This is a genomic window from Pseudomonas sp. W3I7 (genome assembly GCF_030816095.1).
Taxonomy (GTDB): domain Bacteria; phylum Pseudomonadota; class Gammaproteobacteria; order Pseudomonadales; family Pseudomonadaceae; genus Aquipseudomonas; species Aquipseudomonas salomonii.
In genome coordinates this window covers 5909588-5928431 of record NZ_JAUSXP010000001.1, presented here as the reverse complement: position 1 = coordinate 5928431, position 18844 = coordinate 5909588, and the positions used below count along the sequence as shown (strand labels likewise).

General features: G+C 52.0%; 12 protein-coding genes and 1 pseudogene. 5 read left to right on the top strand and 8 right to left on the bottom strand.

The window, feature by feature from the left end; genetic code table 11:
* Nucleotides 1–1546: 1546 nt before the first annotated feature.
* A pseudogene (locus QF043_RS27250) lies at nt 1547–3634 on the bottom strand (TonB-dependent receptor).
* Nucleotides 3635–4041: 407 nt separating this feature from the next.
* Here QF043_RS27250 and QF043_RS27245 point away from each other — a divergent pair.
* The 4 genes from QF043_RS27245 (at nt 4042) to QF043_RS27230 (ending at nt 7507) form a co-directional block, all read left to right on the top strand.
* Nucleotides 4042–5328 (top strand): OprD family porin, encoded by a 1287-nt coding sequence (locus tag QF043_RS27245; protein WP_056860697.1) that lies wholly within the window; start codon nt 4042–4044, stop codon nt 5326–5328.
* 144 nt (nt 5329–5472) lie between these two features.
* Complete coding sequence (locus tag QF043_RS27240; RefSeq protein WP_307420865.1) at nt 5473–6384, top strand: DUF4238 domain-containing protein; 912 nt, start codon at nt 5473–5475, stop codon at nt 6382–6384.
* A 203-nt stretch (nt 6385–6587) separates the two neighbouring features.
* Nucleotides 6588–6809, top strand: a complete 222-nt coding sequence (locus QF043_RS27235; protein WP_307420864.1) for a 4-oxalocrotonate tautomerase family protein — start codon at nt 6588–6590, stop codon at nt 6807–6809.
* Complete coding sequence (locus QF043_RS27230; RefSeq protein WP_307420863.1) at nt 6806–7507, top strand: SDR family NAD(P)-dependent oxidoreductase; 702 nt, start codon at nt 6806–6808, stop codon at nt 7505–7507. The genes QF043_RS27235 and QF043_RS27230 overlap by 4 nt, the downstream gene beginning before the upstream one ends.
* A gap of 18 nt (nt 7508–7525) precedes the next feature.
* On the opposite strand, the gene QF043_RS27225 is transcribed toward QF043_RS27230, so the two are convergent.
* A complete protein-coding gene (locus QF043_RS27225; protein WP_307420862.1) occupies nt 7526–8413 on the bottom strand; it encodes an AraC family transcriptional regulator in 888 nt (295 codons plus the stop codon).
* A 121-nt stretch (nt 8414–8534) separates the two neighbouring features.
* Here QF043_RS27225 and QF043_RS27220 point away from each other — a divergent pair, with 121 nt between their 5' ends.
* The gene (locus tag QF043_RS27220) at nt 8535–9020 is read left to right on the top strand and encodes a hypothetical protein (RefSeq protein ID WP_307420861.1); all 486 of its coding nucleotides are present in this window, start codon (nt 8535–8537) and stop codon (nt 9018–9020) included.
* A 211-nt stretch (nt 9021–9231) separates the two neighbouring features.
* Here QF043_RS27220 and QF043_RS27215 read toward each other — a convergent pair whose 3' ends face one another.
* The 6 genes from QF043_RS27215 to QF043_RS27190 all read right to left on the bottom strand — a co-directional run bounded on the left by QF043_RS27215 (nt 9232) and on the right by QF043_RS27190 (nt 18721).
* Nucleotides 9232–9516, bottom strand: a complete 285-nt coding sequence (locus QF043_RS27215; protein WP_307420860.1) for a DUF3077 domain-containing protein — start codon at nt 9514–9516, stop codon at nt 9232–9234.
* A 760-nt stretch (nt 9517–10276) separates the two neighbouring features.
* Nucleotides 10277–11881, bottom strand: a complete 1605-nt coding sequence (locus tag QF043_RS27210; RefSeq protein ID WP_307420859.1) for a hypothetical protein — start codon at nt 11879–11881, stop codon at nt 10277–10279.
* Nucleotides 11868–12908 carry a hypothetical protein gene (locus tag QF043_RS27205; protein ID WP_307420858.1) on the bottom strand — a complete coding sequence of 347 codons (1041 nt, stop codon included), beginning with the start codon at nt 12906–12908 and terminating at the stop codon, nt 11868–11870. Before QF043_RS27205 ends, QF043_RS27210 begins: the two co-directional genes overlap by 14 nt.
* A 131-nt stretch (nt 12909–13039) precedes the next feature.
* Complete coding sequence (locus QF043_RS27200) at nt 13040–15487, bottom strand: M48 family metallopeptidase (RefSeq protein WP_307420857.1); 2448 nt, start codon at nt 15485–15487, stop codon at nt 13040–13042.
* 1568 nt (nt 15488–17055) lie between these two features.
* Nucleotides 17056–17385, bottom strand: coding sequence for a hypothetical protein (locus tag QF043_RS27195; protein WP_307420855.1), 330 nt, complete (start codon nt 17383–17385; stop codon nt 17056–17058).
* A gap of 1 nt (nt 17386) precedes the next feature.
* Entirely contained in the window at nt 17387–18721 is a 1335-nt protein-coding gene (locus QF043_RS27190; protein WP_307420854.1) for an integrase arm-type DNA-binding domain-containing protein, read from the bottom strand.
* Nucleotides 18722–18844 lie beyond the last annotated feature (123 nt).

The following is an 18844-nucleotide window of genomic DNA, read 5'->3' as shown; positions in this document are numbered from 1 at the left end:
TAGTGCAAAAACTGAAGACCACTGAGATCAATTGTGGGAGCTGGCTTGCCTGCGAAGGCATTCTGTCAGCCAGCAACTTTCCAGCAGATACACCGCTTTCGCAGGCAAGCCAGCTCCCACATTGAGCGCGTGAAATTTAGAAGTTGCAGGTACCCGTTGCCCGCAGGCTCGGTGAGCTAGTGCAAAAACTGAAGACCACTGAGATCAATTGTGGGAGCTGGCTTGCCTGCGAAGGCATTCTCTCAGCCAGCAACTTTCCAGCAGATACACCGCTTTCGCAGGCAAGCCAGCTCCCACATTGAGCGCGTGAAATTTAGAAGTTGCAGGTACCCGTTGCCCGCAGGCTCGGTGAGCTAGTGCAAAAACTGAAGTCCACCAAGATCAACTGTGGGAGTGATATTTAGGGGTTGTAGGTGCCTGTTGCCCGCAGCTCGGTGGGTTACTGCAAAAGCTGAAGGCCACCAAGATCAATTGTGGGAGCTGGCTTGCCTGCGAAGGCATTCTGTCAGCCAACAACTTTCCAGCAGATACACCGCTTTCGCAGGCAAGCCAGCTCCCACATTGACCGAGTGAAACTTAGAAATTGTAGGTACCCGTTGCCCGCAGCTCGGTGGGTTACTGCAAAAGCTGAAGACCACCAAGATCAACTGTGGGAGCTGGCTTGCCTGCGAAGGCATTCTGTCAGCCAGCGACTTTCCAGCAGATGTACCGCTTTCGCAGGCAAGCCAGCTCCCACATTGACCGAGTGAAACTTAGAAGTTGCAGGTGCCTGTTGCCCGCAGGCTCGGTGAGCCAGTGCAAAAACTGAAGACCACTGAGATCAACTGTGGGAGCTGGCTTGCCTGCGAAGGCATTCTGTCAGCCAGCAACTTTCCAGCAGATACACCGCTTTCGCAGGCAAGCCAGCTCCCACATTGACCGAGTGAAATTTAGAAGTTGCAGGTGCCTGTTGCCCGCAGCTCGGTGGGTTACTGCAAAAGCTGAAGACCACCAAGATCAATTGTGGGAGTGATATTTAGGGGTTGTAGGTGTCTGTTGCCCGCAGGCTCGGTGAGCTAATGCAAAAACTGAAGACCACTGAGATCAATTGTGGGAGCTGGCTTGCCTGCGAAGGCATTCTGTCAGCCAGTAACTTTCCAGCAGATACACCGCTTTCGCAGGCAAGCCAGCTCCCACATTGACCGAGTGAAACTTAGAAATTGTAGGTGCCCGTTGCCCGCAGGCTCGGTGAGCTAGTGCAAAAACTGAAGACCACCGAGATCAATTGTGGGAGCTGGCTTGCCTGCGAAGGCATTTTGTCAGCCAGCAACTTTCCAGCAGATGTACCGCTTTCGCAGGCAAGCCAGCTCCCACATTGAGCGCGTGAGATTTAGAAGTTGCAGGTGTCTGTTGCCCGCAAGCTCGGTGAGCTAGTGCAAAAGCTGAAGACCACCAAGATCAATTGTGGGAGCTGGCTTGCCTGCGAAGGCATTCTGTCAGCCAACAACTTCCCAGCAGATACACCGCTTTCGCAGGCAAGCCAGCTCCCACATTGACCGAGTGAAACTTAGAAATTGTAGGTGCCGGTTACCACCAGACTGCGTGGCTCGCCTGGCTGGATCTGCGCCGCGCTGGTGGCGGAGGCATAGTAGTTTTTATCGGCGATGTTGTTCAGTGCCGCACGCACGTCCCATTCTTTTTGGCGGAACCCGGCCAGTGCATCCCAGCGGCCGTAGCCTGGCAGCACCACGGTGTTGAGGTTGTCGGCGTAACGGTCGCCCACCAGGGTCAGGCCGGTTTCTGCGTACCAGCCCATTTCCGGTTTCCAGGTGATAAACAGGCTGGCGTTACGCTTGGCCACGTCGCTGATGCGCTTGCCTTCAAAGCCGTTGTTGTCCTTCACCACCTTGGCATCCTGCAGGCCGATGCCGCCGCGTACATACCAGTTGCCGACGACTTTGCCGGTGGCGGTCAGCTCCACGCCGCGTGAGCGTTGTTCGCCGGTGAGCAGGGTGATGGTGCGGTCCAGTGGGTCGCTGGTGCGGCGGTTGTAGAGTTCCAGCTCGTACACGGCCAGGGTGGTGCTGAGGCGGTCGTCGAGCCAGTCGCTTTTTACGCCTATTTCCTTCTGCTTGGTCAGCTCGGGGCTCAGGTCGTTGACCGCGCCTGCGGCATTGGGGGTGATGCCGATCAAGCCGCCGCCGGCTGGCGAGAAGGTTTTGCTCCACGACGCGTAAAACGAGTGGTGTTCCAGCGGCGTCCAGACCAGGCCGATACGCGGGCTGGTGCTGTGGCTGTCGACCGCCTGCTGGGTATTGAGCAGCTTGCTGGTGGTGTCCACTTCAAAGTGGTCGTAGCGCAGGCCGGCCAGCACTTGCCATTGATCGTTTAGGCGCAGTTGGTCCTGCACGTAAAGGGCGCGGCTTTCGACTTCGGTGTGGTTGTTGCTGGAAACACTCATGCGCCCGGTGTGGCTCAAGTGGCGGTCGGGCTGGTTGAGGTCCAGGCTCGGCACGGCCTGGCCGCCACGGTTGGTGGCGGTGGCGCTGTACAACTTTGGATCACGGCGCTGGCTGCCCAGCTCCAGGCCGGTGAGCAGGCGGTGCTCCAGGCCGAAGGTGTCGAACCCACCTTCCAGCTCAAGGTTGTTGAACACGTTGCGGGTGTTCAGGTCTTGTTGCCAGCGCTGACGCGAGACTTTGTTGGTTTTGGGGTCGTAGCCGACCTGGTAGGTGTTGTCGAAATCGCTGTCGAGCTTGAACACGCCGAGGGTGTGGCGCAGCTGCCAGTTGGCGTTGATTTCGTAGGCCAGCTTGGAGCGCAGGGACTGGGATTTATCGTCGATGTAATCGCGGCTATCGAAGTAGGTCGTGCTGCGGCTCACATCGGCGGGGCGGCCGTTGACCCCGGGGATGCCACGGTCTGGCGTGCGGTTGTAACGGCTGTATTCGTATTGCACCAGCCAGTTCAGGTCGGGCGTCAGTTGCCAGCTCATCTACGGCGCGAACAGTTGGCGATTGCCGCTCACACCGTCGCGAAAGCTGTTGTTGTCCAGGTTGCCCATGTTCAGGCGCAGGCTGATGTTATCCGTTGGGTCGGTGCTGAGGTCGGCATACAGGCTGCGCAGGTCCTGGCTGCCGCCTTGGGCTTCGATGCTGGACGTGCGGCCTGCCTGGGGCAGTTTGCTCACGCGGTTGACGATCCCGCCCTGGCCGCCACGCCCGTACAGCACGGCGGCCGGGCCTTTGAGCACTTCGATGCGCTCGATGTTATGCAGGTCGCGCACGTACTGGCTGTCGTCGCGGATGCCGTCCAGGTAGAAATCATTGCTCGCATCAAAACCACGGATACGCAGGCTGTCGAAGCGCGTATCGGCGCCGCTGCTGACGTTGGGAATGCCGCTTAATGCCTGGCCCAGGTCGTTGGTGCCGTAGGAACGCAGGGTTTCGGTTTTAACCGAGTCGATGGCCTGGGGCACGTAACGCACCGAAGTGGCCGTGCGGGTGGCGGTGTTGGTCGCCTTGACGCGTGGGTCGTCTTCGTCGGCTTCGGCGCTCACCGAAGTTTCGGGCAAGACCGTGGCGGCACAGGCGAAACCGGCAGACAGCAAAACAGAAAGCCCAAAAGTGATGGGCGTCAGGCGAGAGGCAGGCATGGGAAGTCGATCCAAAAGTGTTGGGAAAAGAAAAGCGCGCGAATGGTAATTCTTTGCATTTGCGCAGGTTATCTATTCCCAAACATGCCCTCGGCTAAAATGTTACATAATGTGTTTTCTTGACGAATCAGACGATTTTTCAGGCTTGAGCGAAGGCCTTGGAATGCACCGCTTAGAATTATTTCGCCTAAATACAGACGATTCACGAAATTGACACATAGTTCAACGCGCGCATAGGATTGCGCCCAACGCCTGTGGCTCACCGCCATGACTCATCCAATAAAAAAAGGCCCGCGGCAGTTCAGTCGTCCGCGGGCCTTCTTTTTTTGGATAACGTCGACACCAGAAAAGCGACACGGAGCCTGGTGTCACAGCGCGTACTCAACCAGTAATAAGGAATATAAGAAATGTTGAAGCAACGGATGAGTCTGATCGCTCTGGGGATTTTGAGCGCATCGACAGCAATGGCGAACGACCAGGAGCAATCCAAGGGTTTCGTGGACGACAGCCACCTGAACATCGCAGCACGTAACGCCTACATCAGCCGTGACTACAAAAACGGCAAGCAAGACAAAGCCGAATGGGGCCAGGGCTTCATCGGCAAGTTCGAATCCGGCTTCACCCAAGGCACCGTCGGTGTGGGTGTGGACGTGATCGGCCAATACGCCATTCGCCTGGACGGCGGTAAAGGTCGCAGCGGCGCTGGCGGTATCGACTTCTTCAAGCAAGGCGACAGCGGCGAAGCAGCCAACGACCTGGCCAAGGGCGGCGCTGCCGTCAAGTTCCGCGTCTCTAACACTGTACTCAAGTACGGTGACCAGATGCCGGCTGTGCCTGTGTTGCAGTACGACAACTCCCGTCTGTTGTCGGAAACCTACACCGGTACGTCGATCGTTTCCAAAGAGATCGCCGGCCTGCAACTGGACGCTGGTCACTTCACCAAGGAAGCTCGCAAGAGCGCCGAAGGTTCCGACAGTGGCGCGCTGAAAAGCATCGACTACATCGGTGGTAGCTACAAATTCACCGAGAGCCTGTCGGCCGCGTTGTACGCCTCCAACATGCAGGACGTGCTGAAGAAGCAATACGTCAACGTCAACTACGTGCTGGCCCTGCCAGAAAAACAATCGTTGACCTTTGACTTCAACGGCTACAAAACCAAGCTGGACCGCAGCTTCGCCCTGGAAAACCAAGGTGATGCAGACGCCCGCGACAACAAAATCTGGAGCCTGGGCGCTACCTGGGCTGTTGGCCCGCACAGCTTCACCCTCGCTCACCAGCGCAGCACCGGCGACACCGGCTACCTGTACGGCGGCTACCGCAACGCTGGCGGTATCGGCGACGGCGGCAATACCATCCTGCTGGCCAACTCCTACTGGTCCGACTTCAACGGCAAGGACGAGCGCTCCTGGCAAGCAGGCTACGGCCTGGACTTCAGCGCCTTCGGCGTGCCTGGCCTGACCTACAACATCGCTTACGTGCGCGGCACCAACATTGACGACGGTTCCAACCGTGGCAGTGGCACCGAGCGTGAAATCTTCAACCAGTTCAAATATGTCGTTCAAAGCGGCCCAGCCAAAGACCTGAGCCTGCGCGCTCGTGCGTCGTGGTTGCGCGTCTCCAGCAACGCCAGCAACTACAACGTAGGCGGTAACGAAATCCGTCTGTTCGCCGACTACCCGATCAACGTTTTCTAATTGATTCGGCGTCGCGCTTCGACCTGATCACAGGTTGGAAAAAACGCCCCGTGGCCTTTGGCTCCGGGGCGTTTTTTTTAAGTGAAAGATGAGCTAGATGTTTGTATGGTTAACCGGTTTTTTGGCTCACAGGGATGTTCCGCAGTGAAAAACAATCTTACGAAGAACCAGCATTACGTCCCACGGGTTTACCTGCGTGGGTGGACCGCGACAGGGTGGGATCATGACGCTGAGGCTAGTCGCCAAGTCATGGCGCATTTTCTGAAACAACAGAGCTCCGAGCCGCGTAATTCAAAATCGATTTTGCACGGGAAATGGTTCTACGAAGAAGATACCAACGAGCCCGATAACCGCATCGAAAAAATGTTTGGCGAGCACGAGGTGTCGTGGGGCGGAGTCATGAGTTTCATCACCTTTGGTGCTAAGAATGCTCGCAAGTTCTACAGCGAGGAGCCCTCACCCCCAATATCTGAAGAGCAATACGTATGCGAAACCTTGGCCGACATGTTTTGCGAACTGCCTCACTATGTCGACCGTATAAAAAACTTTGCCTGCATCTCATATTTCAGAACACCCGCGGCGTTGAAGCGCAAGAGAAACGAGCTGGATCACCCTGATGTGCCGGGGGGCGCTTCGATGGCGGTTGATCTAAGTGCTTTCGACTTGGCGTCCCAAGCGATGTCCTCCTCATTGAGGGATCGCTTTAAGAAGTTGAATATTGTGTTGTTAGTGGCACCTCAGAGCAGCTTTGTCACCAGCGACAGGCCATGTTTCGACCTTGATCTGGCACAGAACGAATACACGCCACTGCTGGGATACGACATTGGTCGACTAGATACGGTTGTGGCCTATTTCGCTCTATCGGCCATGTTTGCTGTCTTGTTTGTTCCCAGCGTCTTGAAAACCAATACGCAGACGCGCAATACACCTGAGGTCAAGGTGGTGAGCCTATCTGCGCACGCGGTGCAGGAGTTCAACCGGTTGACGGTTAAAATGGCCGACGAGATCGTTGTATCGACTCATGAGTTTGCGTCCATCAAGCAAGTGGTGGCTTGACCCGTTGCCCCTCTCGCGTTTTGTGTCGTGCTGGTCTGGATGACGGTCGACAGGGGCGGTGTGAAAAACACCGTCCCGGTTTATTCATTACACCGCATCACTATTGAAGTACTGCACCCTACCTTTATCCCGTCCCGCCTACTCCATAGATTGACGCCATTGCCTGCCCATCACTTTCGATGGCCGGTCATTGGAGCCTCGTCATGCCCTTCGTCAGCCTGCGCATCACCCGTGACGGCGTGACCCCTGAGCAAAAAGCCCAGGTCATCGCCGAGTTCACCGAAACCCTCGAACGCGTGCTCAACAAGCGCCCGGACCTGACCCACATCGTCATCGAAGAAATCGACACCGATAACTGGGGCTACGCCGGCCTCACCACCACCGAATACCGCACATCCCAAGTCCTTGCCGGAGAAACAAAATGAGCAAAGTCGTGATCATCACCGGTGCCTCCCAAGGCATCGGCGCCGCCGTGGTTCAAGCCTACCGCGCCCTCGATTACCGTGTGGTTGCCACCTCGCGTTCGATCCAGCCGTCCACCGACCCGAACATCCTCACCGTGCCCGGCGACATCGCCAACCCGGCCACCGCCCAGCGCGTCATCCGCGAAGCCCTGGCCACCTTCGGCCGCGTCGACAGCCTGATCAACAACGCCGGCATCTTCATCGCCAAACCCTTCACCGCCTACACCCAGGACGATTACGCCAACGTGCTGGCGGTGAACCTCAACGGCTTTTTCTACATCACCCAACTGGCCATCGCCGAGATGGAAAAACACGGTGCCGGCCACATCGTTAATGTCACCACCAGCCTGGTCGATCACGCCATCGACGGCGTGCCTTCGGTACTCGCCAGCCTCACCAAAGGCGGGCTGAACGCCGCGACCAAATCCCTGGCGATTGAATACGCCAAACGCGGCATTCGAGTGAACGCGGTAAGCCCGGGCATCATCAAGACGCCGATGCATGGCGAAGATTCCCACGCTGCATTGGGGCAACTGCACCCGGTAGGGCGCATGGGCGAAGTGAGTGATATCGCCCAGGCGATCACCTACCTTGAAAGCGCCGGGTTTGTCACCGGTGAGATCCTGCATGTGGACGGCGGGCAAAGCGCCGGGCACTGATGCACCACCACGCCCGGCCTAACCTGGCCGGGCGTTATCATCCCGTGGCGAGCGCCCGAAAAAGGCTTTATACGCGCGGCTGAACGCGGCCTCGGACTCATAGCCAATCGCAAAACCCACCTCGCCGATGCGACCTTCCTGCTTGGCGAGCATGCTTTTGGCCAAGGTCAGCCGCCATTCATTCTGATACCGCAACGGCGAGCGCCCCACCAACGCGCTGAACCGCTCGCAGAAATTGGAACGCGACATGCCGGCCACCTCCGCCAGCGCATCAATGCGCCACTGCTGGCCCGGCGTTGCGTGAATAGCCCTGAGTGCCCGCGCGATACGCGCATCCGACAACCCGCCCAGCCATCCCGACGCAGCCCCTTGCTGCACCCAAGTGCGCAGGATGCGAATCACCACCAGATCAATCAGGCGGGAAATCATCAACGCCCCGCCGGGCTGCGTGTCATGGGCCTCAAGCAACATGAAATGCAGGATGCCTTCGGCCCACGCGGCGGCTTCGGTGTGCCGAATATGAATAAGCCGGGGCAGGGCAAACAGCATCGCCTGGAAACTGCTCGCGTCGAACCAGAACCGGCAGACCACCACACTCGCCGGCCCATCGCACGCCGTCAGCGTGATGCCCGTGGGGTCGTGAGGCAGCAACAGCACATCGCCCTGTTGCAGCGTCATCGGCGCGTGGCCGCCGCCCTCCAGTTGCAACTGGCCTTGCTGAAGCACGCAGATATGCGCGCTGTTTTCGTCAAGATGGAGCGGCTGCTGGTCGGCCAACGCAGAGGAATACACCCGATCCCCCGTCAGACGAATCTGCGCCAGCACCTGCGACAACAGATCGCCTTTAGCCAGCCCCTCTAACTGCATTTCCGGATGAATGATCAAATTATCGAGGGGATTCATCATGTCTGCCCGGCCACGCCTTCACTAAGCTGATCCCCAGATCATAGCGCGCCGCCGCCATCGCGATGAACGTTTCCAGCGCGGCCCGTTTATGCACATCATCCACCCACACGGGACACACACCATGTTCGGAATCTCCCCCCTCGGCTGGCTCCACACCCTCGGCAGCCTGCCCGCCATCCCACTGGCCGCCTACATGTTAATCCGCCACGGCCGCATCGTGCCCCGCTCAACACCCGGCAAGCTCTACCTGGCATCAATGCTGATCGGCGCTTTCAGCGTATTCCTGGTCGCCAAACAGCCCGTGAGCAACATCATCGGCGTCATCACCCTTGCCCTGCTCGCGGCCGGATATGCAGCAGGGCACATAGCCTGGCTGGGCCGCGCACGCGCATACCTGGAAACAATCTTCCTGAGCCTGACCGCATTTTTCCTGATGGTACCCACCGTCTCCGAAACACTGCGCCGCGTGCCCGACGGGCACCCTTTCGTAACAGACCTGCAATCCCCCGTGCTACTCGGCGCACAAGGCAGCCTCGCGCTGGCGCTGGTTATCGGCGTGACTGCGCAGATGATCTACCTGCGCAAAAAAGGCGGCCAATTCGCCTAAAAGCACTTCCTGCCAAGCCAATTACAACCAACAACACACACCCTGTGGCGAGCGGGCTTGCCCCGCGTTGGACTGCGCAGCAGTCCCATTTCCGCAGCCACCTCACAACCCAACCCAAGACAAGCCCGCCCGCCACAACTGAAAGGACCAGCTCTAATGTGGAAGCCGGGCTTGCCCGCGACAGCGCCCGCCCGGCCACCCCATTTACCCCTTACTGCTCAGCATTACACGGCGACGCCAACACCTTCACCACATCATCAATCACCGCCTTGCTCATCTCCTGCAAATAATGCGACGCCCAGGCATAACGGTCCGTCTCCTTCGTCATCGCCGCATCCTCTGCGAGCAACTTGGCGACGTGGAGTAAATCGGAAACGTGGTGCAAGGCGTCATGCAGGGAAACGCCGCTGTTGACGCGGAACAGAGGTCGGTCGGAGTGAAAGGAGAAAGGGGTGACGCCGAGGGTGGTGAGTGCGGGTGGATTTGTTGCGGTCATTGGTGGAACTCCCATATTGAGTGAGAGCAACACGATCGTTGTGAAAACGAATGCGTGGCGCTAGTGGCGCCTGCATCAAATCGGGTTCTCAGGCCCGGTCGCTGGGTGGTGGCGACGGGGGGAGGTTAGCGTGGTGAGGGGTGGGGAGCAATCGGGAAAATTGATGGGTTGTTTTTTTCGGTCGGGTCGGGTGGTACGGATTGGTGGCTGGGGAAATTATTGGTTTTATGAGGGCGGCATAATTATTGGCTAGCCATAATTTTGGATAAAGCTTGGGAGGCGAGGTGAGGGTGGCTTTTGGTGGGCCGGTGGGTTTGGGGAGTACGTCTACCGGGACTGACGTTGAGCTGAGTAAGGCGTCATAGAAATCGAGATTTGGACTGAGGCAGGCAGCCCGAGATTTTACGTGTGGACACATTTGGGCATTTCGGCCGAAAAGGTGATTTGACTTTTTTGCGGTTTCCCAAATCCCAGAAACCACAAAGCCCCGCATTGCGAGGGCTTCGAGGTATGGTGCGGCACCAGGAGTCGAAAAAAATCATAACAGCTTGAAATATATTTAATGTTTTATAACGTAGCTTTGACACTACCTCATAAAGTACCCCTTGGGTAAGCTACTCGGCGTGCATTTGGAGCTAAAGCTTTTAGACGTTATAGCATTTGGGCAGTCAGTTCTATACCTCAGAAGTAGGCTGATTAGGTTGTTTTCAATGAATATACTAGGTCGAGCGTTCTATCATGCTACTGCCCTTTGTTATATTTAAATTTCAGCATTAAAGCTCAAGACAATGCTTTTGAATTCTTCGACATCGTGCGAGTTCAATATCCTACTTGTTAAATTGCTGCTGTAGTCTATTGCGTTTATATTTTTGAATTTTGTGTATATGTTTGATTGATATTCTTGTAGCTTTAGTGTGGAGCTTAGTATTTTTTGACCGGGTACTTGTTCTAACTTTTGTAGGGCGTACGTTTCTTTAGCGGTTGAAAGTTCCCCGTCACGGAAAGAGTCGATTATGATAGGGAAAGGATGTTGCAACAGCTCTTTGAACGCCACAATTTTAGAAAAATAAAATTCTTGGCCTTCACTCCCAGAATAAACTACCCCACGCTTTGAAAAAATGCCATCGAGTTCAAGTCCGCCCTCTGGATCCATCTCATGGTAAATGGCTTGCATGCGATCAATAATTTCTTGGACGAGGGATGTTTTTTTAGTTTTAGATGAACCTTCTTTCTCCGAAGCATTTCCTAATGCCTTTTGGTTCGCCTCCAACTGAATATTCAGTTTGCTTAATTGATTGCCAATCTGCGCGTCTGTTAATATCTCTTCATGCTTCAACATTATTGTTTTAATGTCTTTCGGCAGTATTTCGAGTTCGCGAGCCATGAGCAATTGGTCGTTATTAATTTCTCGCGCAAGCTCCATGATTATCTCATCTTTCAATGCTATTTCACTTTTGATTGTAGCGGTCACCTCGCTTCTAATGTCTTGATTGCTTACTTCAAAAGTAAAGTCACGATTGCCATAGATTACTTTTTTACTTCCGCAATCTCCACACTTAACGTTTCCAACTTCGAGCTCTCTATTCAAGGAGTTTAGTTCTCCTATAAGAGACTCTAGTCGGATCTTGAATGAAAGCTCCCTATTTCTTTTCTTCTGATTCTCCGTGATTCGCGTGTAAATAGTTTCAACTCGTTTTTTTGTTTCTTCATAGACTAGTCTGTCTGTATTAGAGTTCACTATTTTCGAAACTTGAGGTGTTCTTTTTGCCAGCTTCTGAAGTTTAATTAGCTCTTTTATCGTCGACTTTATCTCATCGTTCTCTTTTCTGATGAATGCCAAGTGCTCCGCTGGCTCAGGAGTTAAATCTTCGTCAAAAAGCGCATAAATCATATCGACGAAATCGGTTTTGTTATAATATCCGCTGTTAATAACGTTGGAAGTATCTCGATTATCTTGAGGTAAGAAAAATAACTGAAAAAATAGGGCTAAGTCAGTTATTTTTATTATCCCATCCTTATTGATTCTAGGTAGCTTATATATCTGTTCATTGAAAAATCGTTTCAACTCTGCTACTGATTCAAATAGTCGAATTTCAGAGCCTGACTTGACTAGGAATGAATTTCGTTTTCTAAGGAAAAGCCATTCTTTTTCATTATGGTTAAGTTTGCTGTAAAAATAATATTCTTGGTGCGTGAACCCACTTGGAAATATCGGATCGTTACCTATTGAATACATCAAGCCTTGAACTGTAAGCGTTTTGCCTTTGTTGTTGTCGTTGCTGAAAATTATATTAGTGCCGCTTTTGTACCGGCGCTCAATAAAGGCTTCGGATTTGTTTCCGAATCCTGACTCAATAAAGTGCATTTTCAAGTCCGTCGATTATGATTGAGATGAAATAGATTCCAGGCATACCGTATAGAGTACTGTTTTCGAAGCCGTTAAATACTTTGGCCTGATCATAGACTTCCCGAGAAGGGATTTTTGGGTCTTTGCTAATAATTACGAAAGAGCGCTCTAGAAATTCCCAAAATATCTTTTTTTTGTTTTTATCGAAAAAGGCTTTTGTTATCTGTCGATTGCATTCGAAGATTAATTCTCCAATATCATCTTTTGCAAGGCCTTGGATCTCGGGAAAGAAACTTAGTGGAATGGATTTAAACTTAAATAGATCATGGCCTACTAATCTGTTGATGATTAATGTCGAAAGCTCTAGAGCAGTTATATGTCTGTCGAAAAGTAAAGCGTCCGCTATGGAGTTTATTCTGGCATTATGTATTGAAGATAGTTTTTTTATGGTTTGTTGTTCTTTTATTTCTTTAAAAATTCTTTCGTAGAATGTATCGCTTTTGAGTGCTGCACTTTTAAATGGTATGATGCCTTTTACATAATTGCTGGTCGTCGACTTATCTATGATGAATCTTATCTTCGATAAGAAATCATCTACCTGTAAGACTTGATTGGCGTCTAATTTATGAAGAGTTTTACGTTTTTGCCATTCTTTTATTAAACCGTCTTTTATTTTTTCTTTAATGGTTTCGAAGTTTTCAATTCCGAACTCTGCTAAGCTTTTATCTATTACATAGTCAGCCTTGGGTTCCGGCATGAAGAGCGCGAATTTGCAGAAGTTGAATGTGGTGAAATAATTGAACAGAAGGGTAATTAAAGAGCGGCCTATTTGAGATGGAGACATATTTGCCACACCTTTGGATTGAATATCCCAAAGCGCTCGGCTGAGTTTGTCTGTCCCGGTAATGTCGTTAAAACAATCTATAAACGCTAACGATATTTTTTTCTTTTCTTTATCGATCCCAATCAGATAAAGCAACGCTTTTGTCTCGTACTCAGATGCTTTTTCTGCAGTTTTTTCCGTATATTCGAAAACGTATTCCATGCATAGTTTCCAGTATAGAGCTGAAGAAATTTAAATGCCCTACGTGTTCTTCGCGTTATTGTCATTGACGATGCCATTTATGAAGTGGCATCGTTTGATGTGATGCTGGCTGCGAATTGATTGCGGTTGACCTATTCCAGCTCTTTCTTTTCAATAGCCTGCTGGAGCTTATATTCAACGCGTTTCAGTTCGGACATGAATTTTATATAGAATTTATCTCGTGGCGCAGTTTTCTTCGCTCTCTCCAAGCATTTGCTTGCACGATCTAAGTCGGGTTTCGGACCAAGCATCCATGCGGAGGCACTTTGTAGTTGGCAAAGGTTTTCCGGCTGTCCGTGATCTGCAGCAGTCTGGTAGGATTGAAGCGCCGCGAGAGCATCTCCGCTTCTTGACTCTATGAGGCCTCTTGTAAACCAAGAGGTAGGATCATTGGACATTAACGATGTTGCTTTCTGGGCAGCGATGAGAGCTTCTGGATACTTTCTGAACGTGAAAAGTGAATAAGCAAAGCGATCGTAAAGCCAGCCGTTATCTTGATCTATTTTAATCGCGAGACTATAAAATCTAATGCATTCATCCATGTTTCCTTCATGGAAGAATGTCCATGCAGCCTTAGCGTAAGGTGTACGATAGGCTAGCAGGTGCTTATCTTTAATATGTGTGCTTGAGCTTTTAATAAAGTCGCTATAGCGTTTTTTAACGGCTTCAACGTCTTCATTAGTTGGGACCATTAATCCCCCTATATGTTCGAGACGTTGCTGGCAAAATTGAAAAAACTCTGGATTGAAAGTTAACTGTAAACCCATCCCAAATCTTGCGACAGTGGCAATTCCCTTGCTTTCCTCCAATGCCTCGGTCGCAGCCATCAATGTTACATTAGCTCGTTGACAACACAGTTGCATGGAGTACTCGTCATGTGTCTGACTGACGCGAGTCATCAAAAGGAGTACATATCTTAAGTTAGGTGAAATCCTGCCCCAGGCGTCTTCATAAAGAAATAATCCTAGGTCTTGGCGCTGCATTCTTTGTACAGTCTCGTAAGCGTTATCCAGACCGCCGCTGGCTTGCAATGTAGCCGCCTGTGCAAAGACGTCTAAAACGATAGGTTTATTACCCAGGTCACGGCTGTAACGTCTCAAGGTAGAGTTACCAGCTTGGATTATGGGAAGGCATTGCAGCTTCGAACCTCGTTTGTTTAAATACTCAGCACCTTCCTCATCTGACCACGACTTTGCTTGAACTAACTCCGCTGGAATAGACTCTCTTCTGCGGCTAGTAATTATAACTCGGCCAACTTTTTGAGCTAGGTATTTGATCTGTGCTGTGAGGGCTTTTAAATCTTCCTCGTTTTCCGCCATGGTCTCGGTATTATCTAGCACTATTAAGTGAGAATCTCTATTTACTGACCACTCAGATTGAAGAGTCGCCAGTTTTTCAATGGTTCCCCGGGCGTCTTTTTCATACCAACTTCTGTCTAAAGTCGCAGAGTTCAACATTCGCGCGATAGTAACAGCAGCATCGGCTACGCCTAATTCTTGGGTGGTTATATGCTCTAAGCCATTTAGGCCCCATCGGGTTTTTTTTGCGGTGTAGAAAGTAATAATTTCTGGCTGCCAGGATACTAATTTTTTCTCTAGGATTCTGTGTATGAATTCGACTACTAATGTCGTTTTCCCCATGCCTCCATCACCCCAGACCATGCACATCCGATAGTCTGGGTTGTCGGCCCACTCAGCAAGCTGTTTCAGTTCGTCCAGTCTACCAGTAAAATCATCCTTGGCACTTAATCTGTCCGGCAGAAAAGTAAGTGGAGACCAGTTGTCGCTCCAACTGGTTTCGTAAATTTCGTATTCGAGATCCTTTTTTCCCGCAAGTTCTAATAGTCGGCTTAGCGCTTCGTACTTGAAAATCTCTTTTTCAGTTGGAGAGATTAAAACTTGCGCTTCCACGAGAAGCTTCCCACCTACCGTCTTAGTGAGTTTCCTATAAATTAAAGGCATTCCCCCTCTAAGAACTAATGTCCCCATTTCCACCGGTGGAGAATTAGTCGAGGTCGGAATGTATAATTTGTCTGTAGATAAATCAGCCCGTGGAAGAAGAGGTGCCAGCTTTTCCAATAGCGTATTTAAAAGTTCTATATCGCCATCTTTATCGTAATTCCCTGCTAAGCCATGGCCTTCGCCACCTTCATTCCTCTCTCGTACAAACTTCGAAAGAATTGTTTCGATCCGCGCTTTTTTTGAACCAACTAAAGGAAGTAAGTTGGTTGGCGTTTGGATGGGCTCCCAATACTTTCTGCCGACCGACGCCCAGCCAAGGTTTTCGGCCAATAGTAAAAGCTGAGATAAAATACTTACAAAACTGCCATCGGTCGCTGATGAAAAATCTGAGAACTCTATATCGCTATGTACGAATGCTCGTTCCGATTTGCTACTACTTTCGTTTACCAGCCATTCGGCCAATGATACGCAAGCATGTTGCATCGCAATCCGGTAAAGCCCCAGAACGGCCAATCGACAATCAGAGGAGTTTTCTAAGTCGGATAGTTTATTGATTCTTTCTTGTAATATGTTTTTCATTCTGTTTCGTGGGCCTCTGCTGATGGCTTCAACATAGCCACACAGGGTAAAGTCTATGACCACGGAACAATATTTCCGTCGCCGGCTTTGTGTCGTAATGTCCTTATGATATCACTCGAAACAAGAATGTTACAAATAATTTTTTGGCAAGTATTTGTTGGGATACTTTATTAAAATTCTCAGTGCTTAATACAATTAATATGCTCGGTCCTGCCCTGCTATCTGAAGTTAATAGTTTTATTCGTTTTTGAGGGGGTTAGTTGATTTTGCTTGTTGCTTTTCGAGTGATAAATTTCGGGGGGGGGCATTTTTTTTTATTTCATGCAAGCTGGCTCATTGGCTCAAGTGCTATTTGGTGTGTTTTATATATCAATGCATATTTTTGTGTAGGGCGCTTGCTAGGATTGAAACAGGTGTTATGTGATCTGACGGTAATAAAACAGCGTGCCGGATAAGTTGCTGGTTTGTTAGCTTTTCAGGCTGGTCGCAACAGACTGTCGCATGAGTTATTTTGATTTTAAGCTTGTGTAAGTCATGAGTATGTCTAGTCTGCGCATTTGACCACGGCGACTATTGTTTGCTCGTATTATCAGGGTTTTATAGATGTAGCACTTTAGTGCTATCGAATTGATCGCATCATTTATCTCAGTCTGACCGCCATTAAGCGCCTTTTCCGGATTCCTCTTGAAACCTGATAGCTGAAATTTTCCCCATACGTCATCCCGCCAAGGATGTTGAGTGTTATCAGGGATCAAGGCCCCTGCGGCCTGTGGGGATGTCCACTAACGTGGGACTGACGGCTCCTTACGACCGGGAGCATGGGCATCTTATGATCTGGCCTCCTGAGCACCGATACCGGTGGGCGGGTGGAGGCTGCATTGGCTGACGAAACCAGCGCCGCGAGATCCTGAGTCGGGTGAAGGCAGCGAGGTGATGACCGGGGCATGCCTGACTGTCAGTCAGGTGCAGTCCATTCCGTGGGCTGCGGCACCGTCATCGGCATCGCTGTGGCGAGTGAGCATTCGGTGTTTGTCACGCCGATTGTCACGAGGGGGAAAGCCGCAAAGCCCCATGCGAGCAGGGCTGCAGCAGCGGTAGGAGCGCCCGTCTCTTTCCGGAAGAAAGAGACGGGCGCAGGTTGGCGCAAGGAAATGGCCAAGCGGATAGGTTGCTGCAGGACAGCTATAAAGGGGCATGAGTTGCCGCAGTGGGCACTCTGGTAGAAGTAGGCATCCATCACATCGCTGTGACCGTGCGAGCCACCGGACGCTAATCGCACTTTGGGTGAACCACCATGGTGTGGCGTAGCCTCAAAGGTTCTGGCTACCTGGGTTGCTGTCAACGACAGCGCTTTGCCAGATCTTTTCTACGCCTGTGGATAATTCGGGTCAAGGTTCGAATTTTCGGGAATTCTGCGGCTGTGGATGAAATTATCCACCGGTGGAAATCTGTGGTTTTCCACAGACAGTTGTGTGGGCTTTAGATTTTTTAAGTGAGGTCCATCCAAGCAGGGCGGCTTTGCAGCCCTGTTTGGATGGACCCGCGTGGCAGAGCAGATTGCGAGAGTCTTACGGATGTACGCTTACTTTACTGCGGCACTTTAAAAGCCAAAGCAGTGTCAGCACCGTCGGCCAAAACAACGTGTTGAGAACGTCGTGAGCGCTTGCCTGCCAGCGCCAGTATCCGAAGCTTCCAATATCGTCTCGCCGATCCACCCACTCGCCAGCACACGCAATGATTAAAACAACCAGCCAGCCAAGGTATGGCCTGAATCGTCGGGTGCCAACGATCAACGTCAAATAGACCGCCATGCCCAAATAGATATGCAGCGCGTCTTTAGATAGTCCGGTTGCCGACACAATGGCGAGCTTGATGCTTTGTGCGGTTGAGATATCCATATCAACTCCTCCTCTCTGCGCCAATGCCAGGCTTCGCCTTTATCCGAGTAACGTTATCTCCAATCTGGTTCGCGAATTCGTGTGGAGTGACATGCTCCTGCCGGTTGGCCTCCAGATACCGGCTCCACCAGTTCATGATCAGCCTGCGCTCCTCGATGAACTCGGCCTTGTGGATGTAAGCGGCGCGGACGTTGTTGCGTTCCTTGTGGCTCATCTGCCGTTCAATAGCTGTCTCCGACCAAAGTCCTGACTCGATCAGAGCGCTGCAGGCCATCGAACGAAACCCGTGTCCGCAGATATCGGTTTTGGTGTCATATCCCATCGTCCGTAACGCGTTGTTCACGGTATTTTCGGACATGGGTTTCCAGGGCTTGGCATCGCCTGCAAACACCAGGTCGAATTTACCGGTGAGGGCGTGGATCTGTTCAAGCAGGGCCACTGCTTGCGGCGATAAGGGTACTAAATGGATATCCCCTGCCATCTTCGTACCCCTTGTGGAAAAGGGTACTCCCTCCAACGCGGGTCGAGTGTCCGGTATCTCCCAGGTGCCGCGCTTGAGGTCGAACTCGCTCCAGCGTGCGAAACGCAGCTCGCTGGATCGTACAAACACATGCAGCGACAGCATCACCGTCAGACGGGTAAGTGCCCGGCCTTTATAGGTGTCGATCCGCTCCTGCAGTTCCGGCAGTCGCGATAAGGGTAGAGCGGGGCGATGTACCACCCGCGGGGCTTTGATCGAGCCTTCGAGATCGTAAGCAGGGTTTGTGGTGATAAGCCGGAGGCGCTTTGCCTCGCGCATAATGCTCTGCAGGTAGTTTTGTACCCTTAAAGCAACGTCGATCGTTCCGCGCTTCTTGATCGCTTCCAAGGGCTGCATAAGGTCATGGGTGTCGAGATCAACAATGGCGCGTGCGCCGATCAGCGGGAACACGTGGGTTTTGAGGCGGCTCATCACTGTCTTGGAATGGCCTGGTGCCCACTTGGCCGACATTTCCGTATGCCAGTCGAGCGCAACGCTTTCAAAGGTTCTGCCTTTGATTACGGCTTCCGCCTTGGCTTGGTGTTTGGTCTCTATAGGATCAACGCCATCCGCCAGCATTCGCTTGACTTCCAAGCGCTTGCGGCGCGCATCGGCGAGGCCAATGACGGGGTAGTTGCCGAACGAGGTCAGTCCTTCCCGTCCGTCAGGTTTGACGTAACGGAGCCGCCAGCCTTTGCGGCCATTGGGTTGGACTAGAAGGTAGAGGCCGTCGCCGTCGAAAAGCTTGTAGGCGCGGTCTGTAGGTTTTGCCAAGCGGCAAGCTGCGTCGGAAAGCGGAGCTGTGGTGCGCGACATAAGGGTACTCCCTTTTATCGAAGTGACCTGTATCCCAAACTCTACCCTTAAAACGGTTGGAATCCACCAGTTTCTGATGGAAATCGATGGAACCCCAAAACGAAAAACCCGCCAGAAGGCGGG